General features: G+C 67.2%; 13 protein-coding genes. 4 read left to right on the top strand and 9 right to left on the bottom strand.

What is annotated here, in order from left to right; translation table 11 throughout:
* Positions 1 to 18: 18 nt before the first annotated feature.
* The 3 genes from ABJK40_RS09375 to ABJK40_RS09365 all read left to right on the top strand — a co-directional run bounded on the left by ABJK40_RS09375 (position 19) and on the right by ABJK40_RS09365 (position 2,824).
* Complete coding sequence (locus ABJK40_RS09375) at positions 19 to 2,232, top strand: molybdopterin-dependent oxidoreductase (protein WP_348480498.1); 2,214 nt, start codon at positions 19 to 21, stop codon at positions 2,230 to 2,232.
* Positions 2,233 to 2,320: 88 nt separating this feature from the next.
* Positions 2,321 to 2,506: a hypothetical protein gene (locus ABJK40_RS09370; protein WP_348480497.1), complete on the top strand. Its 186-nt coding sequence runs from the start codon at positions 2,321 to 2,323 to the stop codon at positions 2,504 to 2,506.
* A 36-nt stretch (positions 2,507 to 2,542) separates the two neighbouring features.
* Positions 2,543 to 2,824 carry a hypothetical protein gene (locus ABJK40_RS09365; protein ID WP_348480496.1) on the top strand — a complete coding sequence of 94 codons (282 nt, stop codon included), beginning with the start codon at positions 2,543 to 2,545 and terminating at the stop codon, positions 2,822 to 2,824.
* Between the two features lie 36 nt (positions 2,825 to 2,860).
* Here ABJK40_RS09365 and ABJK40_RS09360 read toward each other — a convergent pair whose 3' ends face one another.
* Positions 2,861 to 3,265, bottom strand: a complete 405-nt coding sequence (locus ABJK40_RS09360; protein WP_348480495.1) for an antibiotic biosynthesis monooxygenase — start codon at positions 3,263 to 3,265, stop codon at positions 2,861 to 2,863.
* Between the two features lie 211 nt (positions 3,266 to 3,476).
* On the opposite strand from ABJK40_RS09360, the gene ABJK40_RS09355 reads away from it, so the two are divergent.
* Positions 3,477 to 4,340, top strand: coding sequence for an LLM class F420-dependent oxidoreductase (locus ABJK40_RS09355; protein WP_348480494.1), 864 nt, complete (start codon positions 3,477 to 3,479; stop codon positions 4,338 to 4,340).
* Positions 4,341 to 4,389: 49 nt separating this feature from the next.
* On the opposite strand, the gene ABJK40_RS09350 is transcribed toward ABJK40_RS09355, so the two are convergent.
* From ABJK40_RS09350 to ABJK40_RS09315, 8 genes are all read right to left on the bottom strand, one after another.
* The gene (locus tag ABJK40_RS09350; protein WP_348480493.1) at positions 4,390 to 5,214 is read right to left on the bottom strand and encodes an SDR family oxidoreductase; all 825 of its coding nucleotides are present in this window, start codon (positions 5,212 to 5,214) and stop codon (positions 4,390 to 4,392) included.
* A 7-nt stretch (positions 5,215 to 5,221) separates the two neighbouring features.
* Entirely contained in the window at positions 5,222 to 7,219 is a 1,998-nt protein-coding gene (locus tag ABJK40_RS09345; protein ID WP_348480492.1) for an ABC transporter permease, read from the bottom strand.
* Positions 7,220 to 7,240: 21 nt separating this feature from the next.
* The gene (locus tag ABJK40_RS09340; protein WP_348480491.1) at positions 7,241 to 8,020 is read right to left on the bottom strand and encodes an ABC transporter ATP-binding protein; all 780 of its coding nucleotides are present in this window, start codon (positions 8,018 to 8,020) and stop codon (positions 7,241 to 7,243) included.
* Positions 8,017 to 8,868 carry an ABC transporter ATP-binding protein gene (locus tag ABJK40_RS09335; RefSeq protein ID WP_348480490.1) on the bottom strand — a complete coding sequence of 284 codons (852 nt, stop codon included), beginning with the start codon at positions 8,866 to 8,868 and terminating at the stop codon, positions 8,017 to 8,019. Before ABJK40_RS09335 ends, ABJK40_RS09340 begins: the two co-directional genes overlap by 4 nt.
* Before the next feature lies 1 nt (position 8,869).
* Positions 8,870 to 11,437: an ABC transporter permease gene (locus ABJK40_RS09330; RefSeq protein WP_348480489.1), complete on the bottom strand. Its 2,568-nt coding sequence runs from the start codon at positions 11,435 to 11,437 to the stop codon at positions 8,870 to 8,872.
* A 142-nt stretch (positions 11,438 to 11,579) separates the two neighbouring features.
* On the bottom strand, positions 11,580 to 13,115 hold the full coding sequence (locus tag ABJK40_RS09325) for an ABC transporter substrate-binding protein (RefSeq protein WP_348480488.1): 1,536 nt from the start codon (positions 13,113 to 13,115) through the stop codon (positions 11,580 to 11,582).
* Positions 13,116 to 13,274: 159 nt separating this feature from the next.
* A complete protein-coding gene (locus ABJK40_RS09320) occupies positions 13,275 to 14,192 on the bottom strand; it encodes an SDR family oxidoreductase (protein ID WP_348480487.1) in 918 nt (305 codons plus the stop codon).
* 75 nt (positions 14,193 to 14,267) lie between these two features.
* Entirely contained in the window at positions 14,268 to 15,302 is a 1,035-nt protein-coding gene (locus ABJK40_RS09315) for a zinc-binding dehydrogenase (protein ID WP_348480486.1), read from the bottom strand.
* Positions 15,303 to 15,389: the final 87 nt, after the last annotated feature.

Below are 15,389 nucleotides of genomic sequence, written 5' to 3'. Positions count from 1 at the left end.
GTACGGGACGAACCGGACATGGATCGGAGAGCCGCCATGGCGACCAACACGAAGACCGAGACCACCGCGACCACCGACGTGGGGACCAGCGGGAAGAACTCCGTGGACACGCGCCACACGTTCTGCCGCGTGTGCCACGCGAGTTGCCCGATGGAGGTCGACGTCGTCGACAACCGGGTCGTCGCGGTCCGCGGCGTGATGGACGACCCGCTGTTCGAGGGATACACCTGCATCAAGGGCCGACAGATCCCCGACCAGATGGCCGATCCGGGGCGCATCCGTCGCTCGTTGCGCCGGCGCCCCGACGGAACGTTCGAGGAGTTGTCGAGTTCGGACGCGATGGACGACATCGCCGCCCACCTGCGTCGGATCATCGACGAGCACGGACCCCGCGCCGTCGCGTCGTACACGGGGACCGGCGGCTACCAGAACTCCGTCGCCGTGCCCGCCGCCCGTGCCTTCCACCAGGGACTCGACTCGGTGTCGTTCTACACGTCGGTCACCATCGACCAACCGGCCAAGGGTCTGGCGATGCTGCGGATGGGCGGGTGGGAGGCCGGGTACCACTCCTTCACCAGCAGTGACGTCCACATGGCGATCGGGTACAACTCGATGGTCTCGTCGTACGCCCCGATCGGCGGCCTCCAAGGCACCAACCCGTTCACGGTGATGCGCCGGCGCAAGGCCGAGGGGATGAAGCTGATCGTCATCGACCCGCGCCGGACCGAGCTCGCGAGCTTCGCCGACATCCATCTCCAGATCCGACCCGGGCAGGACACGACGCTGCTCGCAGGAATGATCCGCATCGTGTTGGCCGAAGGTCTGCAGGACCACGAGTTCTGCGAGCGCTGGGTCGACCAACTGGCCGAACTGGAAGCGGCCGTCGACGGGTTCACCCTCGACGTGGTCGCCGATCGCTGCCAACTCGATCCCGACGACATCGTGGCCGCCACCCGCATGTTCGCCGCCGGACCGCGTGGAACCGCCGGTACCGGAACGGGCCCGAACATGGCCGCACACTCGAGCCTCACCGAGCACATGACCACCGTGCTCAACACCGTGCTCGGACGCGTCAACCGCGAGGGTGACCTGATGGAGAACGGCCTTCTCCTGTACCCCGAAGCGCCACATCGGGCGCAGGCCACGGCGCCACGCAATCCCAACAACGGCCCACCCGCCCGCATCCGCGACCTACGCGGGTACCGCGGCGAGATGCCGGCAGCCACGCTCGCCGAGGAGATCCTCACTCCCGGCGAGGGCCGCATCCGCGCGCTGATCGTGTCCGGCGGCAACCCCGTGGTGGCGTTCCCCGATCACGAACTGACGATGGAGGCGATGGCCGACCTCGAACTGCTCGTCGTGGTCGACTACCGCATGACGGCGACCGCCGAGATGGCCGACTACGTGATCGCACCGACGCTCCCGCTGGAGCGGGCCGACGTGCCCCACCTGATGGACCGCTGGTTCCGGGCGCCCTACACGAACTACACCGAGCCGGTGGTCGAACGCGACGGCGACGTGCTCAACGAATGGGAGGTGTTCTGGGAGCTCGCCTCGCGCCTCGGGAGCGAGCTGCCACTCCCGGGCGGGTCGCCCGACATGAGCGTGCGTCCCGACACCGACGAGATCATCGACCGCGCGTACCACGGCTCACGCATGCCGCTCGACGAGGTCCGCTCGCAGCTCCGTCAGGTGCATCTCGACAAGAAGCTCACCGTGGAACCCGCCGACGAGAACGCCACGGCGAAGTTCACGTTGGCACCCGAGGAGTTCGTGGCCGAACTGGCCGTCGTGCTCGCCGAGGGTTCGAACATCTTCGCCGGAACCGACGTGTCCGCGTATCCGTTCCGTCTGGTGTCGCGACGGCTCAAGCACGTGCTCAACTCGACGGGAACCGAGCTGCCGGGTCTGGCGCGCAAGGGCACGACCAATCCTGCGTACATGCACCCCGACGACGTGGCCGAACTCGAACTCGTCGCCGGTGAGATCATCGAGATCTCGTCGCCGAAGGCCAAGCTCCTGGGGGTGGTCGAGCCGGCCGAGGACGTCAAGAGAGGTGTGATCTCCATGGCGCACTCGTGGGGTGGGCGGTCACTGAGCGACGAGAAGGTACGCGAGATCGGGTCGCCGACGAGCCGACTCGTGTCGACCCACGTCGGCTCCGACCCCGTCACGGGCATGGTCGTGTCGAGCGCCATCCCCGTCGCCGTCTCGAAGACGACAATCGACTGACGGTCGTATCGGGTCTGACGCACTCGCGCCGTTCGGCCTGAGTGGGTCCGACCCGGTACGGCCTGTCCGACCACGAAGGAGAATGCGCATGGCAAAGATCGACATTCCGGAGGGTAAAGGCCGCGAGGCGTCACGACTGTGGCAACTCGCACCGCACATGGGGGCGGGGCTGCACGCGATGAGCGAGGCGGTGTACGAGAAGTCCAGCCTGGCGATCCGCGAGCGGGAGATCGCGCGGATGCGCATCGCACAGCTCAACGAGTGCCACGTTTGAATGAACACGCGGGCTGCATCGGCGATGCAGCAGGGCATGACCGACGAGCTGTACGAGGCCGTCGAGGACTTCCGCAACCGTGACGAGTTCACGCCGCGCGAGAAGCTGGCGGCAGCGTTCGCCGAGCAGTACGCGATCGATCACACGGCGATCGACGACGCCATGTGGGTGAAGCTCAAGGAGCTGTTCTCCGACCCGGAGATCCTCGAACTGGCCATCACGTGTGGCTTCTGCCTCGGTATCGGTCGAGCGTTCCAGGTGCTCGACATCGCCCGGGACTTCGACGTCCTGTGGAGCCGTGAGCCCGCCACCGACTGACACCTCGAGGGGTGACCGGCACCTTCAGTCGGTTCGTCAACGGAGTGCGAGCCACCAGTCGGCGACCTCGGCGGCGAAGCGCTCGGTGTACTTCATCGTGAGCTCGTCGGCGCCTTCGGGGGCGTCTTGCGCTTCGGTCGAGGCCAGGTCGCTCGCGCCTGCGAGCGGGTCGACCCATTCGAGACGGATCGACTCCACGACGGCGCCGATGAGCGGCGAGGCGACCTCGTGATGATCGCTCGTCTGATGGACGATGAAGCCGCGGTGGTCGGGGAACGACAGCAGCGAGTAGTAGGTCCGTTCGTCGGCGCCACGCCAGTACTCGTAGCGCAGCACGTCGGGTTCGTCGGCGTGGGTCTTCGCGTACAGCTCGCGGGCGATCTCCTCGAATCGCGCCTCCGAACCGGACCGGACGGTGATGTGAGCCAGCAGCGTCGCCATCACGCCAGCCTTCCACGGACGCGTGAAAATCGTGCGGCCCGGGCCGAACCCCCGGACCAACCACGACCGTGCGGTGAGCCTCCCCCGGCATGAGGACGACCCAGACTCACCGCACAACCGGACCGACCAGTGACCAGGCGGCAGCGGTCGTGTGGCGGCTGCGCTGCAATGGCGCGATCATGGACGTGGCACGAACGAACGGAGCGAACCCATGAAGATCAACGCGGTGTATCCCCAGACCGAGGTCGGAGGTGACCCGGAGGCCGTGCGTCGGATCGGACTCGCCGTCGAACATCTCGGGTTCGACGGGCTGGTGGCGTACGACCACGTGGTCGGCGCCGTGCACACCGATCGCGAACCGCCGCTGTGGGGCCCGTACGACGAGCACGACCCGTTCCACGACCCGTTCGTGATGTTCGCGTACCTCGCGGCCATCACCGAGCGGATCGAGTTCGCCACCGGTGTGCTGATCCTGCCGCAACGTCAGACGGTTCTCGTCGCGAAGCAGGCCGCCGACCTCGACCTCCTGTCGGGCGGCCGCCTGCGACTCGGAGTCGGTGTCGGCTGGAACTACGTCGAGTACGACGCACTCGGCCAGGACTTCGACTCGCGTGGCCGGCGAGCCGACGAACAGATCGGCGTTCTGCGCGACCTCTGGCTCGGAGAGGTCACGTCGTACGACGGCGAGTTCGACACACTCGACCGCGGCGCCTTGGTCCCCGGACCCGGCCGACGGATCCCGATCTGGATCGGCGGTTTCAGTCCGCCGGCGTTCCGACGGGGCCTGGCGGCCGGCGACGGCTTCATGTTCGCGGGCAAGGAGTCGGCCGTGCATCACGCTCTCGACGACTACCGCAAGTTGGCGACCCGTCGCCGTGTCGACCTCGATGGTCACGGACTCGAACACATCGCGTTGCGCAACGACGGACCCATCGACTCCGCCGAACAGGCCGAGCGGTGGCGCGAGGCGGGCGGGACGCACTTCTCGGCGGTCTCGATGAACGGCGGGCGCGATTCCATCGACGCACACATCGAGTTCTTCGCCGAGTTCGCTGCGGCCGCACAGCTCACCTGAGGGACGGAGTGCGACACCCGTCGTCAGGCGGGAGGCGTCCGCCGTGGCGTCAGAACATGCGTTCCTCGTAGGCCCCGGGGGGCAAGGCGCTGATGGTGCCGTGGAGCAGTTGGCCTCCGTCGACGTCGAGGCACGCTCCGGTGATGAACGCAGACGCGGGCGACGCCATGAAGACGACTGCGTTGGCGATGTCGACCGGGCGGCCCGGGTAGGGCAGCGGCACCCCGGTCATGTCACCGACCTCGGAGTCGTAGGTGGCCTCCCAGCCGTCGGTGTGGAACGCTCCCGGCGCCACGCAGTTGACGCGCACCGACGGCCCCCATTCGAAGGCGAGCGACCTGCTCAGTTCGACGACCGCCGCGCGCGCCGAGGCCGAGTGGGCGATACCGGGGATGCCGCGCCCGACGATCGCGACGATCTGCACGATCGACCCGACCGGGCCCCCGGCGGCGGCGCGGTCGAGCATCTGGTTGCCGAACACCTGGGTCATCGCCCAGGTGCCGTTGAGGTTCAGGTCGATCACACTGTTCCAGCCGTTCGGGCTGAAGTCGCGTGCCTTCTGCGGGAACTGGCCGCCGGCGTTGTTCACGAGGATGTCCACCTCGTGGCGACCGGCGAGTGCTTCGACCGTTGCGCGGTCGCGGATGTCGACCTGGTCGACGGCGACCGGATTCCCACTGATGCCGGTGATCTCGACCGCTGCCTCCTCGAGCCGTTCCAGGCGGCGCGCTGCGATGACCACGTCGGCTCCCGCCATCGACAGCCCGGTGGCGATCGCCCTGCCGAGCCCCGACCCGCCGCCGGTCACGAGCGCCGTGCGACCGGCGAGCAGGTCGTTCGCGAACGGCGCGGTGGAGGTCTCGTGTCGGGTCACGGTGACATCATCGCGGCTCGGCGTCGAACACGATCAGTCGGTCCGGACGGTCGTTCGACTCGGCCGACGGCGCCAGCGCTCTGCGACGCGACCTCAGAAACATCGTCCAACTCCCTGCGATGCCCTCCGGGAACTTGACCGCGACGAGCACGAGGCCCAGACCGGTGAACAGGAACTGGTCGATCGAGCTCCCGCCGCCGAGGATCGCGACCGTGAAGAGTCCGGACGGAGCGAGGATCCCGCCGACCACGGCTCCGCCGAGTGAACCGATTCCGCCCAGGTAGGCCAGCGCGAGCAACTGCAGTCCGTCCTGAGCGGTGAGGCCGCCACCCGTCAAGGTCGACGACTTGTAGGCGATCATCACGCCGGCCACTGCGGCCAGCAGCGAGGAGATCGCTGCACCGAGCACCTTCGTACGAGCGACGTCGATCCCGGCGGCCGCTGCCGCACGCTCGTTCGCGCGAACCGCGAGGAACCGACGTCCGAGCGGTCCGCGACGGACCCCGATCACCAGCGCTGCACACATGGCCGTGGTCGCCAGCATCAGGAAGCCGAAGAGCTTCGACGGGAACCGGGCGCCACCGAAGATGCCGAGGTCGAACCCGGCGAAGATCGGCGGTTCGACCTCGGCGACGCCCGTCGCGCCGACGAAGGTCGGGCTCCGGAACAGCAGGTCGTCGACCACCACGGCGAGTGAGAAGCTGAGGATCGCGAACTGGACGCCCCTCACGCGGAGGGCGGGGATGCTCACCAACGTTCCCACCAGCACCGAGGCGACGATCGCCACGATCGGCGCCAGTGGGAAGCCCAGAGCGGTGTCCAGACGCGACATCAGGAATGCGCAGATTCCGGCGAGCGACAACTGGGCGAGCGACAACTGGCCGACCATGCCGGTGATGACCCCGATCGACATGAGCAGGGTCGTGGCGATCAGGCTCTGCAGTGCGGCGAACCGGATCGAGGGATCGTCCGATGCCAGCACCAGGATCGCGCCGACGACCAACACCGTCCAGAGCACCGGCCGAGGCGCACTGCGAGCGACCGGCACGTGCGCACGCTCGACGATCGCCGCCCGATTCGGGAGTCGGCTGCCGACGAGCATCAACGCACCGACGATCGCGAGGAACGGGACGAGCGTGCTGATGCCGCCCTGGAAGAACGCCGGGACGCGTCCCTGGGCCACGACGTGGACCGCCATGGCCTCGAACGAACCGATCGCCACGGCGACCGACACCGCGATCGGCATCGACTTGAGACGTGCGGCGAGTGCTGCCGCGAACGCCGGGACGACGAAGAGACTGAAGTTGAACGGGCTGACCCCGCCGAGTGAGGAGCCGACGATGCCGACCGACCCCGCGAGCAGCGAGGCGAAGAGCCAGTTGTACAGCCCGAGCCGTGCAGGTTCGAGCCCCAGCAGGATCGCCCCCTTCTCGTTCAGGAACGAGGCACGTGTCGCGATGCCGAATCGTGTCGCCCGATACACCGCAACGACGGCGCACGTGAGCAGGAGGACGATGCCGAGCAGCCAGAGTCGGTCGACCGGGAACCCACGAGAGCCGACTCGGATCACCGAGTCGGGCAGGATCCCCGGTGATCGCAACGTGACGTTGCCGAAGCCCTTCACGGCGAGCGCCTGGAGGGCGAGCGCCACGCCGACGGTGGCGACGAGCATCGTCACGGGCGGCGCCGAACGCAGGGTCCGGATGACCGTCACGTAGATCGCGGCCGAGACGACGAGTCCCACGAGCGTGGCGACCAGCGCCGCCGGAACGAGTCCCATCGGCTCCCCGAACGACCACCGACGAGGAACGAGGACCAACGGCAGGACGAGGTCACCCGAGCGCCGCAGCTCGGCGAACGTCATCGCCGGGATCATCGCGAGCGCGCCGACGGCGAAGTTGATCACCCCGCTGCCGCGGTACGTGATGACGACGCTCATCGAGAACGCCGCGTACATGGCCCCCGTTCCGACGCCGAGCAGAGCGTAGAACGCCCACGTGGTCATCGGCTGAGAGTCGACACGAGGTCAGCCCAGCGCAGCGTCGCCCAGGTAGCTCGCTTCGAGGACCGATCGCTGCGACAACAACTCCTTGGCCGTTCCCTGCATCGAGACCTCTCCGTGCTGGAGGACGTAGCCGCGGTCGGCGACCTCGAGCGCCATGTGGATGTGCTGCTCGACGACGAGCACGCCACACCCCGTCTGGTCGGCGATGTCACGCACGATCGGCAGCAGCCGCTCGACGATGATCGGCGCCAACCCGAGGCTCATCTCGTCCACCAGGAGGCACTTGGGTTCGGACACGAGAGCGCGTGCCATTGCGAGCATCTGTTGTTCGCCACCCGACAGCAGACCCGCAGCGCGGCTCCCGAGTGGCTTGAGGGCGGGGAGGAGTTCCAACGCCCGCTCGTGCGAGGCCTTGCGCGATCGCTTGTCACCGGTGAGGCCGAGCTTGATGTTCTCGTCGACGGTCAGGTCGAAGAAGAGCGAACGGTCCTCTGCGACATGGGCGAGCCCGCGACGAGGAATCAGGTGTGGACGCGACCCGTCGACCTCCTCACCCAGCACCATGACCGACCCCGAGATCGGTGTGAGCAGGCCCGACAGGGTCAGCAGCGTGGTGGTCTTCCCGGCGCCGTTGGGGCCGAGCAGCGCGACGACCTCGCCCGGACCGACCACCAGATCGAGGTTGCGCACGACGGGGATGCCGCCGTACCCGGCATGGAGCCCACGTACCTCGATCAGCCGATCACCGCCCGCCGACGGCACGTCGTCGACCGCCGGATCGGTCACTGTTGCATTCGTCATGCCTTCTCCTCCGTGAGTTCGTCGATGACGGTGTCGAGCGCGGCGTCGATCCCACTCTTGCCGCCGAACGAGGCACCACTCGCTGCCTGTGACTCGCCGGCGCTCTCGCCCAGGTACGCGGCGATCACCGCCGGATCCGCACGCACTTCGGCCGGTGTGCCGTGAGCGATGATCTGACCGAAGTCGAGCACGTAGATGTAGTCGCACACGTTGAGCACGAGGCCCATGTCGTGGTCGATCAGGAACAGACTCATGTCGTGGTCGAGGAACTCGCGGAGGTGGGACCCGAGCAACTGGCTCTCGGCTGTGTCGAGGCCGGCGGCGGGCTCGTCGAGCAGGACGAGTTTCGGTCGGGCGGCGAGCGCACGAGCCACGCTGATCAGCTTGCGCTGGCCATGGCTCAGGTCGCTCGGGAGCTTGTCGCCCATGTCGGTCAGACGCATGATCGACAGCGCCCAGTCGACCTGCTCGCGGTACTGACGCTCGTTGCGGCCCGGCAACAGGATGTCGGTGATGAACGAATGCCACTGAGGACGCTCGGCTGCCGCCATCAGGTTGTCCCGCACACTGAGGTCCTCGAAGAGTTCGAGCGACTGGAAGGTGCGGGTGAGACCCATCTTGGCCCGAGTGTCGGGCGTCATCCCGGCGAGGTCCTGACCGTCGAAGACGACCGTGCCCTCCGTGACCGGCGTGAAGCCGGTGATCGCGTCGATGAAGGTCGTCTTGCCGGCGCCGTTGGGGCCGATCAGTCCGACCAACTTGCCGGTGTGACAGTCGAGGTCGATGTCGCGGTTCGCGTACAGACCGCCGTAGTTGACGCTGAGTCCACGTGCTTCGAGCAATGCCATGTCAGTTCACCCCTGCGATCGCCGCGGTGGAATTCGGTGGCTCGGTCGCGGCGACAGTCGATCCGCCGGACGGGTCGTCGTGACTCGCGCCCACCCCGCGGATCTGGCGGACGATCGAGCGGATGAACAGTGCGAGGAGTGCTCCCACGATCGGCATCCACAACTTCGGATAGGTGTCGACGCGTATCGGCCAGATCAGCCAGCCGGCGACGTACCCCAGGAGTGCGGTGGGACCGAAGGCCTTCGCCCATCCGATCCACGCCGTTCCCGCTTCGGGGAACGTCGGCGTGATGCCGCCGAGTGCGAGCGAGGCTGCGAGGATCACGAGCCAGAAGAGAACCGCCACGATGACCGTCCAGAGGTACACGTCCTCGACGAACTTGGCGTTGTACGCGAAGAACGCCGTGCCGATGACGAGTGCGGCCATGAACGCCTTGACCGCCACCGCTCGCGACCCGCGGTACTCGCGCCGGATGGTCTCGGCCCCGGGGATCGCACCGACCAACCAGTTCCCGGCGTGTCTCATCGGACCGCCGAAGAACGGTGCGACACCCTCGGGGTGGACGATCGCGGTGACGATGATGCCCAATCCGGTGACGGCGCCGACGTAGTTGTCGATGTTGGTCCCCGCGAACATGTAGTTGGAGAACGTCGGCACGATCGCACCGCCGCTGATCAACATGCCGCCGATGATCGCCCCGTTGATCGAGGTGATGCCTGCGAGGTACGCAGTGGCGAGGATTCCGAGGCTCGCGCCGTACACGAAGTTCGCCGACGACACCTCGACCTGCTTGAAGCCGAGCATCACGCCGCCCAGACCAGCGATGCCGGCGCTCATCGCGAACGCCAGGAGCTTGGTCCGTGCCACGTTGATGCCGGCCGACGCAGCGGCTCGCTCGTTGGCGCGCACCGCCAGGAACCGTCGTCCCACGCCGGTGCGGCGGATGTTCGCCACCCCGATCGCGCAGAGCGCGAGGACGATGCCTCCGAACAGCGCGAACGCCGGATTCTCGTTCTGCTGTCGCACACTTCGAGCACCGATGTCGGCACCGAAGAACGTCGGTTCCTTCACGTACGCCGGGATGCCGGCACGGAGTTGGGTGATGACCTCGTTCTCGAGGTAGAGCGCCTGGATGGCGACCGCCGTGGCGATGGTGACCACGGCCAGTTGCACACCACGGATCCGCAGCGCCGGGAGCCCGACCACCACCCCGACGACGATCGCGACGAGCACTCCGATCGCTCCGGCGATCGGCCACGGCAGACCGGGCCCGGTGACCGGCGAGAGGTTCGACCCTCGCCCGATTCCGTCCGCCATCATCCTCGCCGTCATGAAGCCGGAGATTCCGGCGAAGGACATCTGCATCAGGGAGATCTGACCGATGTATCCGGTGAGGATGACGAGCGACAGCATCACGATCGCCAGCACGAGACCGTTCTGGATCGCGTTGGCGAAGCGGGTGCGGTCACCGGCGTTCTCGAACACGAAGGCGAACAGTGTGATGACGGTGACCCAGACCAGGGCGTGTTCGTACATCCGCTTGGGTTGGGGCGCGAGTGGAAGCCGACGTTCCTCGACCGTGCCGCGGATCGGGAGACTCTTGCCGCGCAGCACGAGGACGAGCACGATGACGATCAACGGAACCGCCTGACTGACGCCGTTCTCGATCCACGTGAGGGGGCCGGTGTCGAACCAGTCCGCCTTGTTCAGTTCGAGCATCGTGCGCACCGCACCGAGTCCGAGGCCGCCGGCGATGGCGATCGGCACGGATCGCAGGCTGCCGATCAGTGCCGCTGCAAGTGCCGGGACGATGAGCGCCGAGAGGCCGATCGGGGTGATCGTGCCCTGGATCGGGCCGACGATGATGACGGCGAGCGTCGCGGTGACCGAGGCGATCACCCAGTTGACGGCCGCCAGGGTCTGGGGCGAATAGCCGAGCAGGATCGCGCCCTTCTCGTTGCCGGCGGCGGCACGTGTGGCGAGGCCGAACTTGGTGAAGCGGTATCCCGCCCACAACACGAGTCCGAACAGCAACGCGAAGCCGACCACGTACACCGAGTTGCGCGGATAGGGCTTGCCGAGCCCGAGGAAGTTCTGCAGCACCTCGTCGGGAACGACGCTGCGTGGCTGGGGGAAGGCGGTGCCGAAGTTGAGCAGGGCGACGCCCTGCAGATACAGCAGCAGTCCGACCGAGGCGACCACCTTGCCGAGTGGCGCCGCATTTCGCAGCGGTCGGAAGATCAGGAAGTGGACCGCGAGTCCGAGCACCGCAGCCATCAGCAGGGCCACGATCAGAGACGGGATCATCTCCCAACTGCCGTCGCTGGCGACGGTGATCCGCACGGGCACGTTCAGCGTGTGCGTGGGCAGGAAGTCGACCCACGGCAGGAAGATCTCACCACGATTCCATGCCGCATCGAAGGTGAACATGCCGTACATCGCGAGCGCACCGTGTGCGAAGTTGATGACGCCAGATCCCTTGTAGGAGACGACGAGTCCAGCCGCGAGCATCGCAAAGAGTGCTCCGAGGCCGAGGCCGCTGATCAGGTCGAAGATGATGTCTTTCACGCGAGTACCCCCAGGCGTGGATCGAGAATCAAGTCGAAGGATGGAGGCGGCCGAGTCGGGGTGATCCTCGGTGGGATCACCCCGACTCCAGGACGCCGGTGTTCAGGTGTTCATGAATTCAGGTGTTCAGGTGTTCAGGTGATCAGGTCGGTCCGGGGCGGAGTTCGGTGCCCGCCACCAGGTCGAGTCCGGTCAGTTCCTCCTCGACCGTCTCGAACGCATCGCCCGTCCAGCGGTTGACGCTGACCGACGAGCTGCAGACGGCGACGTACGGATCCGGGGCTCCCGAGCAGTTGAGCGGCAGGCCACCGAAGGTGTCTGCGGTGCCGTCAGTGGCTTGGAAGCCGGCCTCGATCGCTTCGGCGGTGACGTCACCGTCGACGCCGTTCGCGATCTCCCAGATGTTCATGATGGCCGAGAAGCCCTGCGTGCCGAAGCCCTTGAAGATGTCGTCCTCGGACACCCCGTACTCCGCCATCTTGGTCTGGTAGATGGTCGCCTCGTCGAGGTTCTTGCCCGGCTCCTGGCCATCGAGTGGCGACAGCAGGCTGTTGCCGCTCCCGATGAAGTACACGCCCTCGGCCAGAGGGCCGGCAGCACGCATCGCGTCGAAGTCGGTGCAGGAACCCGAGAGCACCAGCGGGATCTGTTCGGGGGTCCACCCGAGTCGACCCATCGCATCGACGAGGTTCCAGCAGTCGGCGCCCTGACCCGAGAAGATGATCGCATCGGGTTCGAAGTCGAGGACCTCGGTGGCCTGCGGCGTGGCATCCGGAAGGGCAGGGGCGACGGGCACACCGACGTAGGTGAGGTCGGGCTTGGACCCGGCCCGCTCTGCGTCGCCCGGCTCCGTGCCGTTCAACACGTCGAGCGGCTTGGCCTCGAGGTCGTTGTAGCAGACCACGCCGGGAGGCGTGTCGGCCCACGGCACACCGACCTTGTTCACGGTGATGCCTTCTTCCGCCTCGATCTGGTTCGTGACGAACTCGATGAGTCCGGTGTGAGCGCCGAGGCACCCGCCGCCCGCACCGATCGAGTACACGCCCTCGGACGTGAAGTCGGCGATCGTCACCGGCGTGACGACGAGGACGGGAATGTCCGAACCCTGGTAGATCGAGAAGTGGTTCCCGAAGAAGTTGATCGTCGAGATGGCGAGGTCGACACCGTCAGCGGACAGCTCGTTCGCGCAGCGCTGCGAATCGTCGGGCGACACGACCGACTTGCACAGCTCGATCTCGATCGGGCGACCCTGCAGGCCGCCGAGTTCGGCGTTGACGTAGTCGGCAGCTGCCTGGATGGCGACCGAGAACTCGGGGAACGACCCGTTCGGATCACCCTCGAGGTTCTGGACACCGATCACGAAGGGTTCACCCGTGGGCTCCTCCACCGGACCTTCGTCGCCTCCTCCGGCTTCGGTCGTCTCGGTCTCCCCACCGTCGTCCGCCTCGGTCGTCTCGGTGTCCCCACCGTCGTCTGCCGCTTCGGTCGTCTCGGTGTCGCCACCGTCGTCCGCCGCTTCGGTCGTCTCGGTGTCGCCACCGGCGGCCTCGGTCGCGACGGGATCGTCTCCGGCTGCGTCGTCACCGCCCCCGTCACTGCTGCCGCCGCACGCCGCTGCGACCAGCGCGAAGCTGAACGCTGCGGCGGCGAGCCGCTTGTTCCTCGATCGTGAAGTCATTTTTCCCCCTGTTGTTGTTTGAGCAGCGACCTCCCACGGCCGCCGCGTTCCGAAGCAGTTGGTGCCTCGTGGTCAGGAAACTAACCAAGCGGTTGTTTACCAGACGAGCCGAACGTCACACTTCATCGGAGCGACACCGATGTGGCCGGCGGACCGCACTCACGACTCGGGCGTGTAGTGGATGCCGGGGATGCCGGCCTTCATCACCTCGTACCAGTCGGGGCGGGGCTGGACGCCCTCGTACCCGCGACCGATCCGTGGTGCGGTGTCGGCGTTCCACTCCTGGTGGATCGGCGGGATCTGGTAGGTGCCGTTCGATGCGTTCGTGCCGCCGTCGACGTTGAGGTCGTGGCCGGTGATGTAGCTCGCGCCGTCCGATGCGAGGAACATCACGGGGTCGACGATCTCGTGCAGCTCACCGATCCGGCGCATCGGCGTGCGGCTGGCGATCCACTTGTCCATCCCCATGCCTTCCAGCGCTGGGCGGACCATCTCGGTGATGATGAATCCCGGCGACACCGAGTTGACCCGCACGCCGCGGTCCGCCCACTCGCACCCGAGTTGCAGCGTCACGTTGCGCAACGCGCCCTTCGCGGCGGTGTAGGCGATGATGTTCAACTCGTTCGCGCCGTGACCCATGATCGAGCAGATGTTGACGATCGAGCCGCCTCCCGATTCGAGCATGTGCCTGCCGACGTCGCGGAGGTACATGAACGCGCCGTTCAGGTCGACGGACATGATCCAGTTCCACGTCTCCATGTCGAACTGTTCGGGGGCGACACCGCGCATGTCGCTCACGCCCGCGTTGTTGATCAGCGCGTCGATCCTGCCGTGGGCGGTGATCCCGGTCTCGACGACGCGGGCCACGTCGGCCTCGACGGAGACGTCCCCCGGCACGACGGTGACCTTGCCGCTCCCCTTCGAACGGCACACCTCCGCGACGCCTTCGAGCAGGTCGACCGAACGCGCCGTGAGGATCAGGTCCGCACCCGCCTCCGCGAATCCGTGGGCGAAGCCTTCGCCGAGTCCCATCGAGGCGCCCGTGACGAGCACCGTCTTTCCCGTGTAGTCGTACATCGCGGCAGTGTCGCGAAACGGTGGCGCCCACTCATCAGTGGAACGTCCTCCACTGCGCCGAGAACCCCGACGTCGTCAGAGGTTGGGGTCGACGAGGACCTTCACCTGTTCGCTCGTGCCGCTCGCCAGATCGGCGAGCGCTGCTTCGAGGCCGTCGAGGCCGACGGTCGACGAGTGCATCGGCTCCACGACGACCCGACCGTCGGCGATCATCCCCATCGCCATCTCGAACTCCTCGCGCACATAGGCGAGCGACGACGTGGTGCGGATCTCCTTGACGAGCCAGGTGCCGACGGTGATCGCCGCCTCCTCGTCGGGGAGGCCGACGAGACACATCGCTCCGCCCCGACGAGCGAGGTCGACGGCGGACTGCACGGCGAAGCCGCGCCCGACGCACTCGTACACGATGTCCGCACCGAGCCCGTGCGTGAGTTCCTTGATCAGTTCGTCGGCAACGGCTCCCGGCTCGACGGCATGATGTGCGCCGAGCTCGATCGCCAAGGCGCGGCGCTGCGGGTTCGGTTCGACCACGATCACGATGCCAGCACCTCCGGCCCGCACCCACTGCATGGTGCCGAGTCCGATCGGGCCACCACCCTGGATCACAGCGACGTCGCCGAGTCGCAGATGACTCGAACGCACGGCGTGGAACGCGACCGTGGCGGGTTCGACCTGGGCGGCCTGCTCATCTGTCAGACCGGTGTTCGTTCCGACCACCCGCTCGGCCGCCACGGCGATCCTGGGCGCGAAGCCCCCATGAGCGGGGGCGAGTGCATCACGACCGACCGCCGACAGGAACGCCTGCTGGCAGTACCCGGCCTGGCCTTGGCGACATGCCGCGCACGCACCGCACGCGGAGGCGACCGACACCACGACGCGGTCACCCTCACCGACACTCCTCACCGCTGCGCCGATGGCCGACACGGTGCCCGACCACTCGTGGCCGCAGATCGCCGGGTTGTACTCGCGGCCCGATTGGTAGGCGTGGATGTCGGTCCCGCAGATGCCGCAGAAGGCGATGTCGACGACCACTCCGTGCTCGGCCGGAACGGGGTCCGGGAATTCACGGAGTTCGACGGTGTCCTTGCCGGTGATCAACGCTGCGTACATCCTGCTCTCCCTCTCGACGGTTCGGTCAGGAGCAGTCGCCTCGCGCGTCCGCCTCGCTCGCGAGGAGTGCCCCGTCGTCATACTGAC

The organism is Ilumatobacter sp., assembly GCF_039969435.1.
GTDB lineage: Bacteria > Actinomycetota > Acidimicrobiia > Acidimicrobiales > Ilumatobacteraceae > Ilumatobacter_A.
Note: the sequence above shows the minus strand (reverse complement) of the source record. Positions and strands in the feature narration are given on the sequence as shown.

Excerpts from the sequence above, each read along its gene's own strand:
- ABJK40_RS09375 (WP_348480498.1), top strand. The coding sequence starts at position 19 with ATGGATCGGAGAGCCGCCATGGCGACCAACACGAAGACCGAGACCACC.
- ABJK40_RS09370 (WP_348480497.1), top strand. The coding sequence starts at position 2,321 with ATGGCAAAGATCGACATTCCGGAGGGTAAAGGCCGCGAGGCGTCACGA.
- ABJK40_RS09365 (WP_348480496.1), top strand. The coding sequence starts at position 2,543 with ATGACCGACGAGCTGTACGAGGCCGTCGAGGACTTCCGCAACCGTGAC.
- ABJK40_RS09360 (WP_348480495.1), bottom strand. The coding sequence starts at position 3,265 with ATGGCGACGCTGCTGGCTCACATCACCGTCCGGTCCGGTTCGGAGGCG.
- ABJK40_RS09355 (WP_348480494.1), top strand. The coding sequence starts at position 3,477 with ATGAAGATCAACGCGGTGTATCCCCAGACCGAGGTCGGAGGTGACCCG.
- ABJK40_RS09345 (WP_348480492.1), bottom strand. The coding sequence starts at position 7,219 with ATGACCACGTGGGCGTTCTACGCTCTGCTCGGCGTCGGAACGGGGGCC.
- ABJK40_RS09340 (WP_348480491.1), bottom strand. The coding sequence starts at position 8,020 with ATGACGAATGCAACAGTGACCGATCCGGCGGTCGACGACGTGCCGTCG.
- ABJK40_RS09335 (WP_348480490.1), bottom strand. The coding sequence starts at position 8,868 with ATGGCATTGCTCGAAGCACGTGGACTCAGCGTCAACTACGGCGGTCTG.
- ABJK40_RS09325 (WP_348480488.1), bottom strand. The coding sequence starts at position 13,115 with ATGACTTCACGATCGAGGAACAAGCGGCTCGCCGCCGCAGCGTTCAGC.
- ABJK40_RS09320 (WP_348480487.1), bottom strand. The coding sequence starts at position 14,192 with ATGTACGACTACACGGGAAAGACGGTGCTCGTCACGGGCGCCTCGATG.
- ABJK40_RS09315 (WP_348480486.1), bottom strand. The coding sequence starts at position 15,302 with ATGTACGCAGCGTTGATCACCGGCAAGGACACCGTCGAACTCCGTGAA.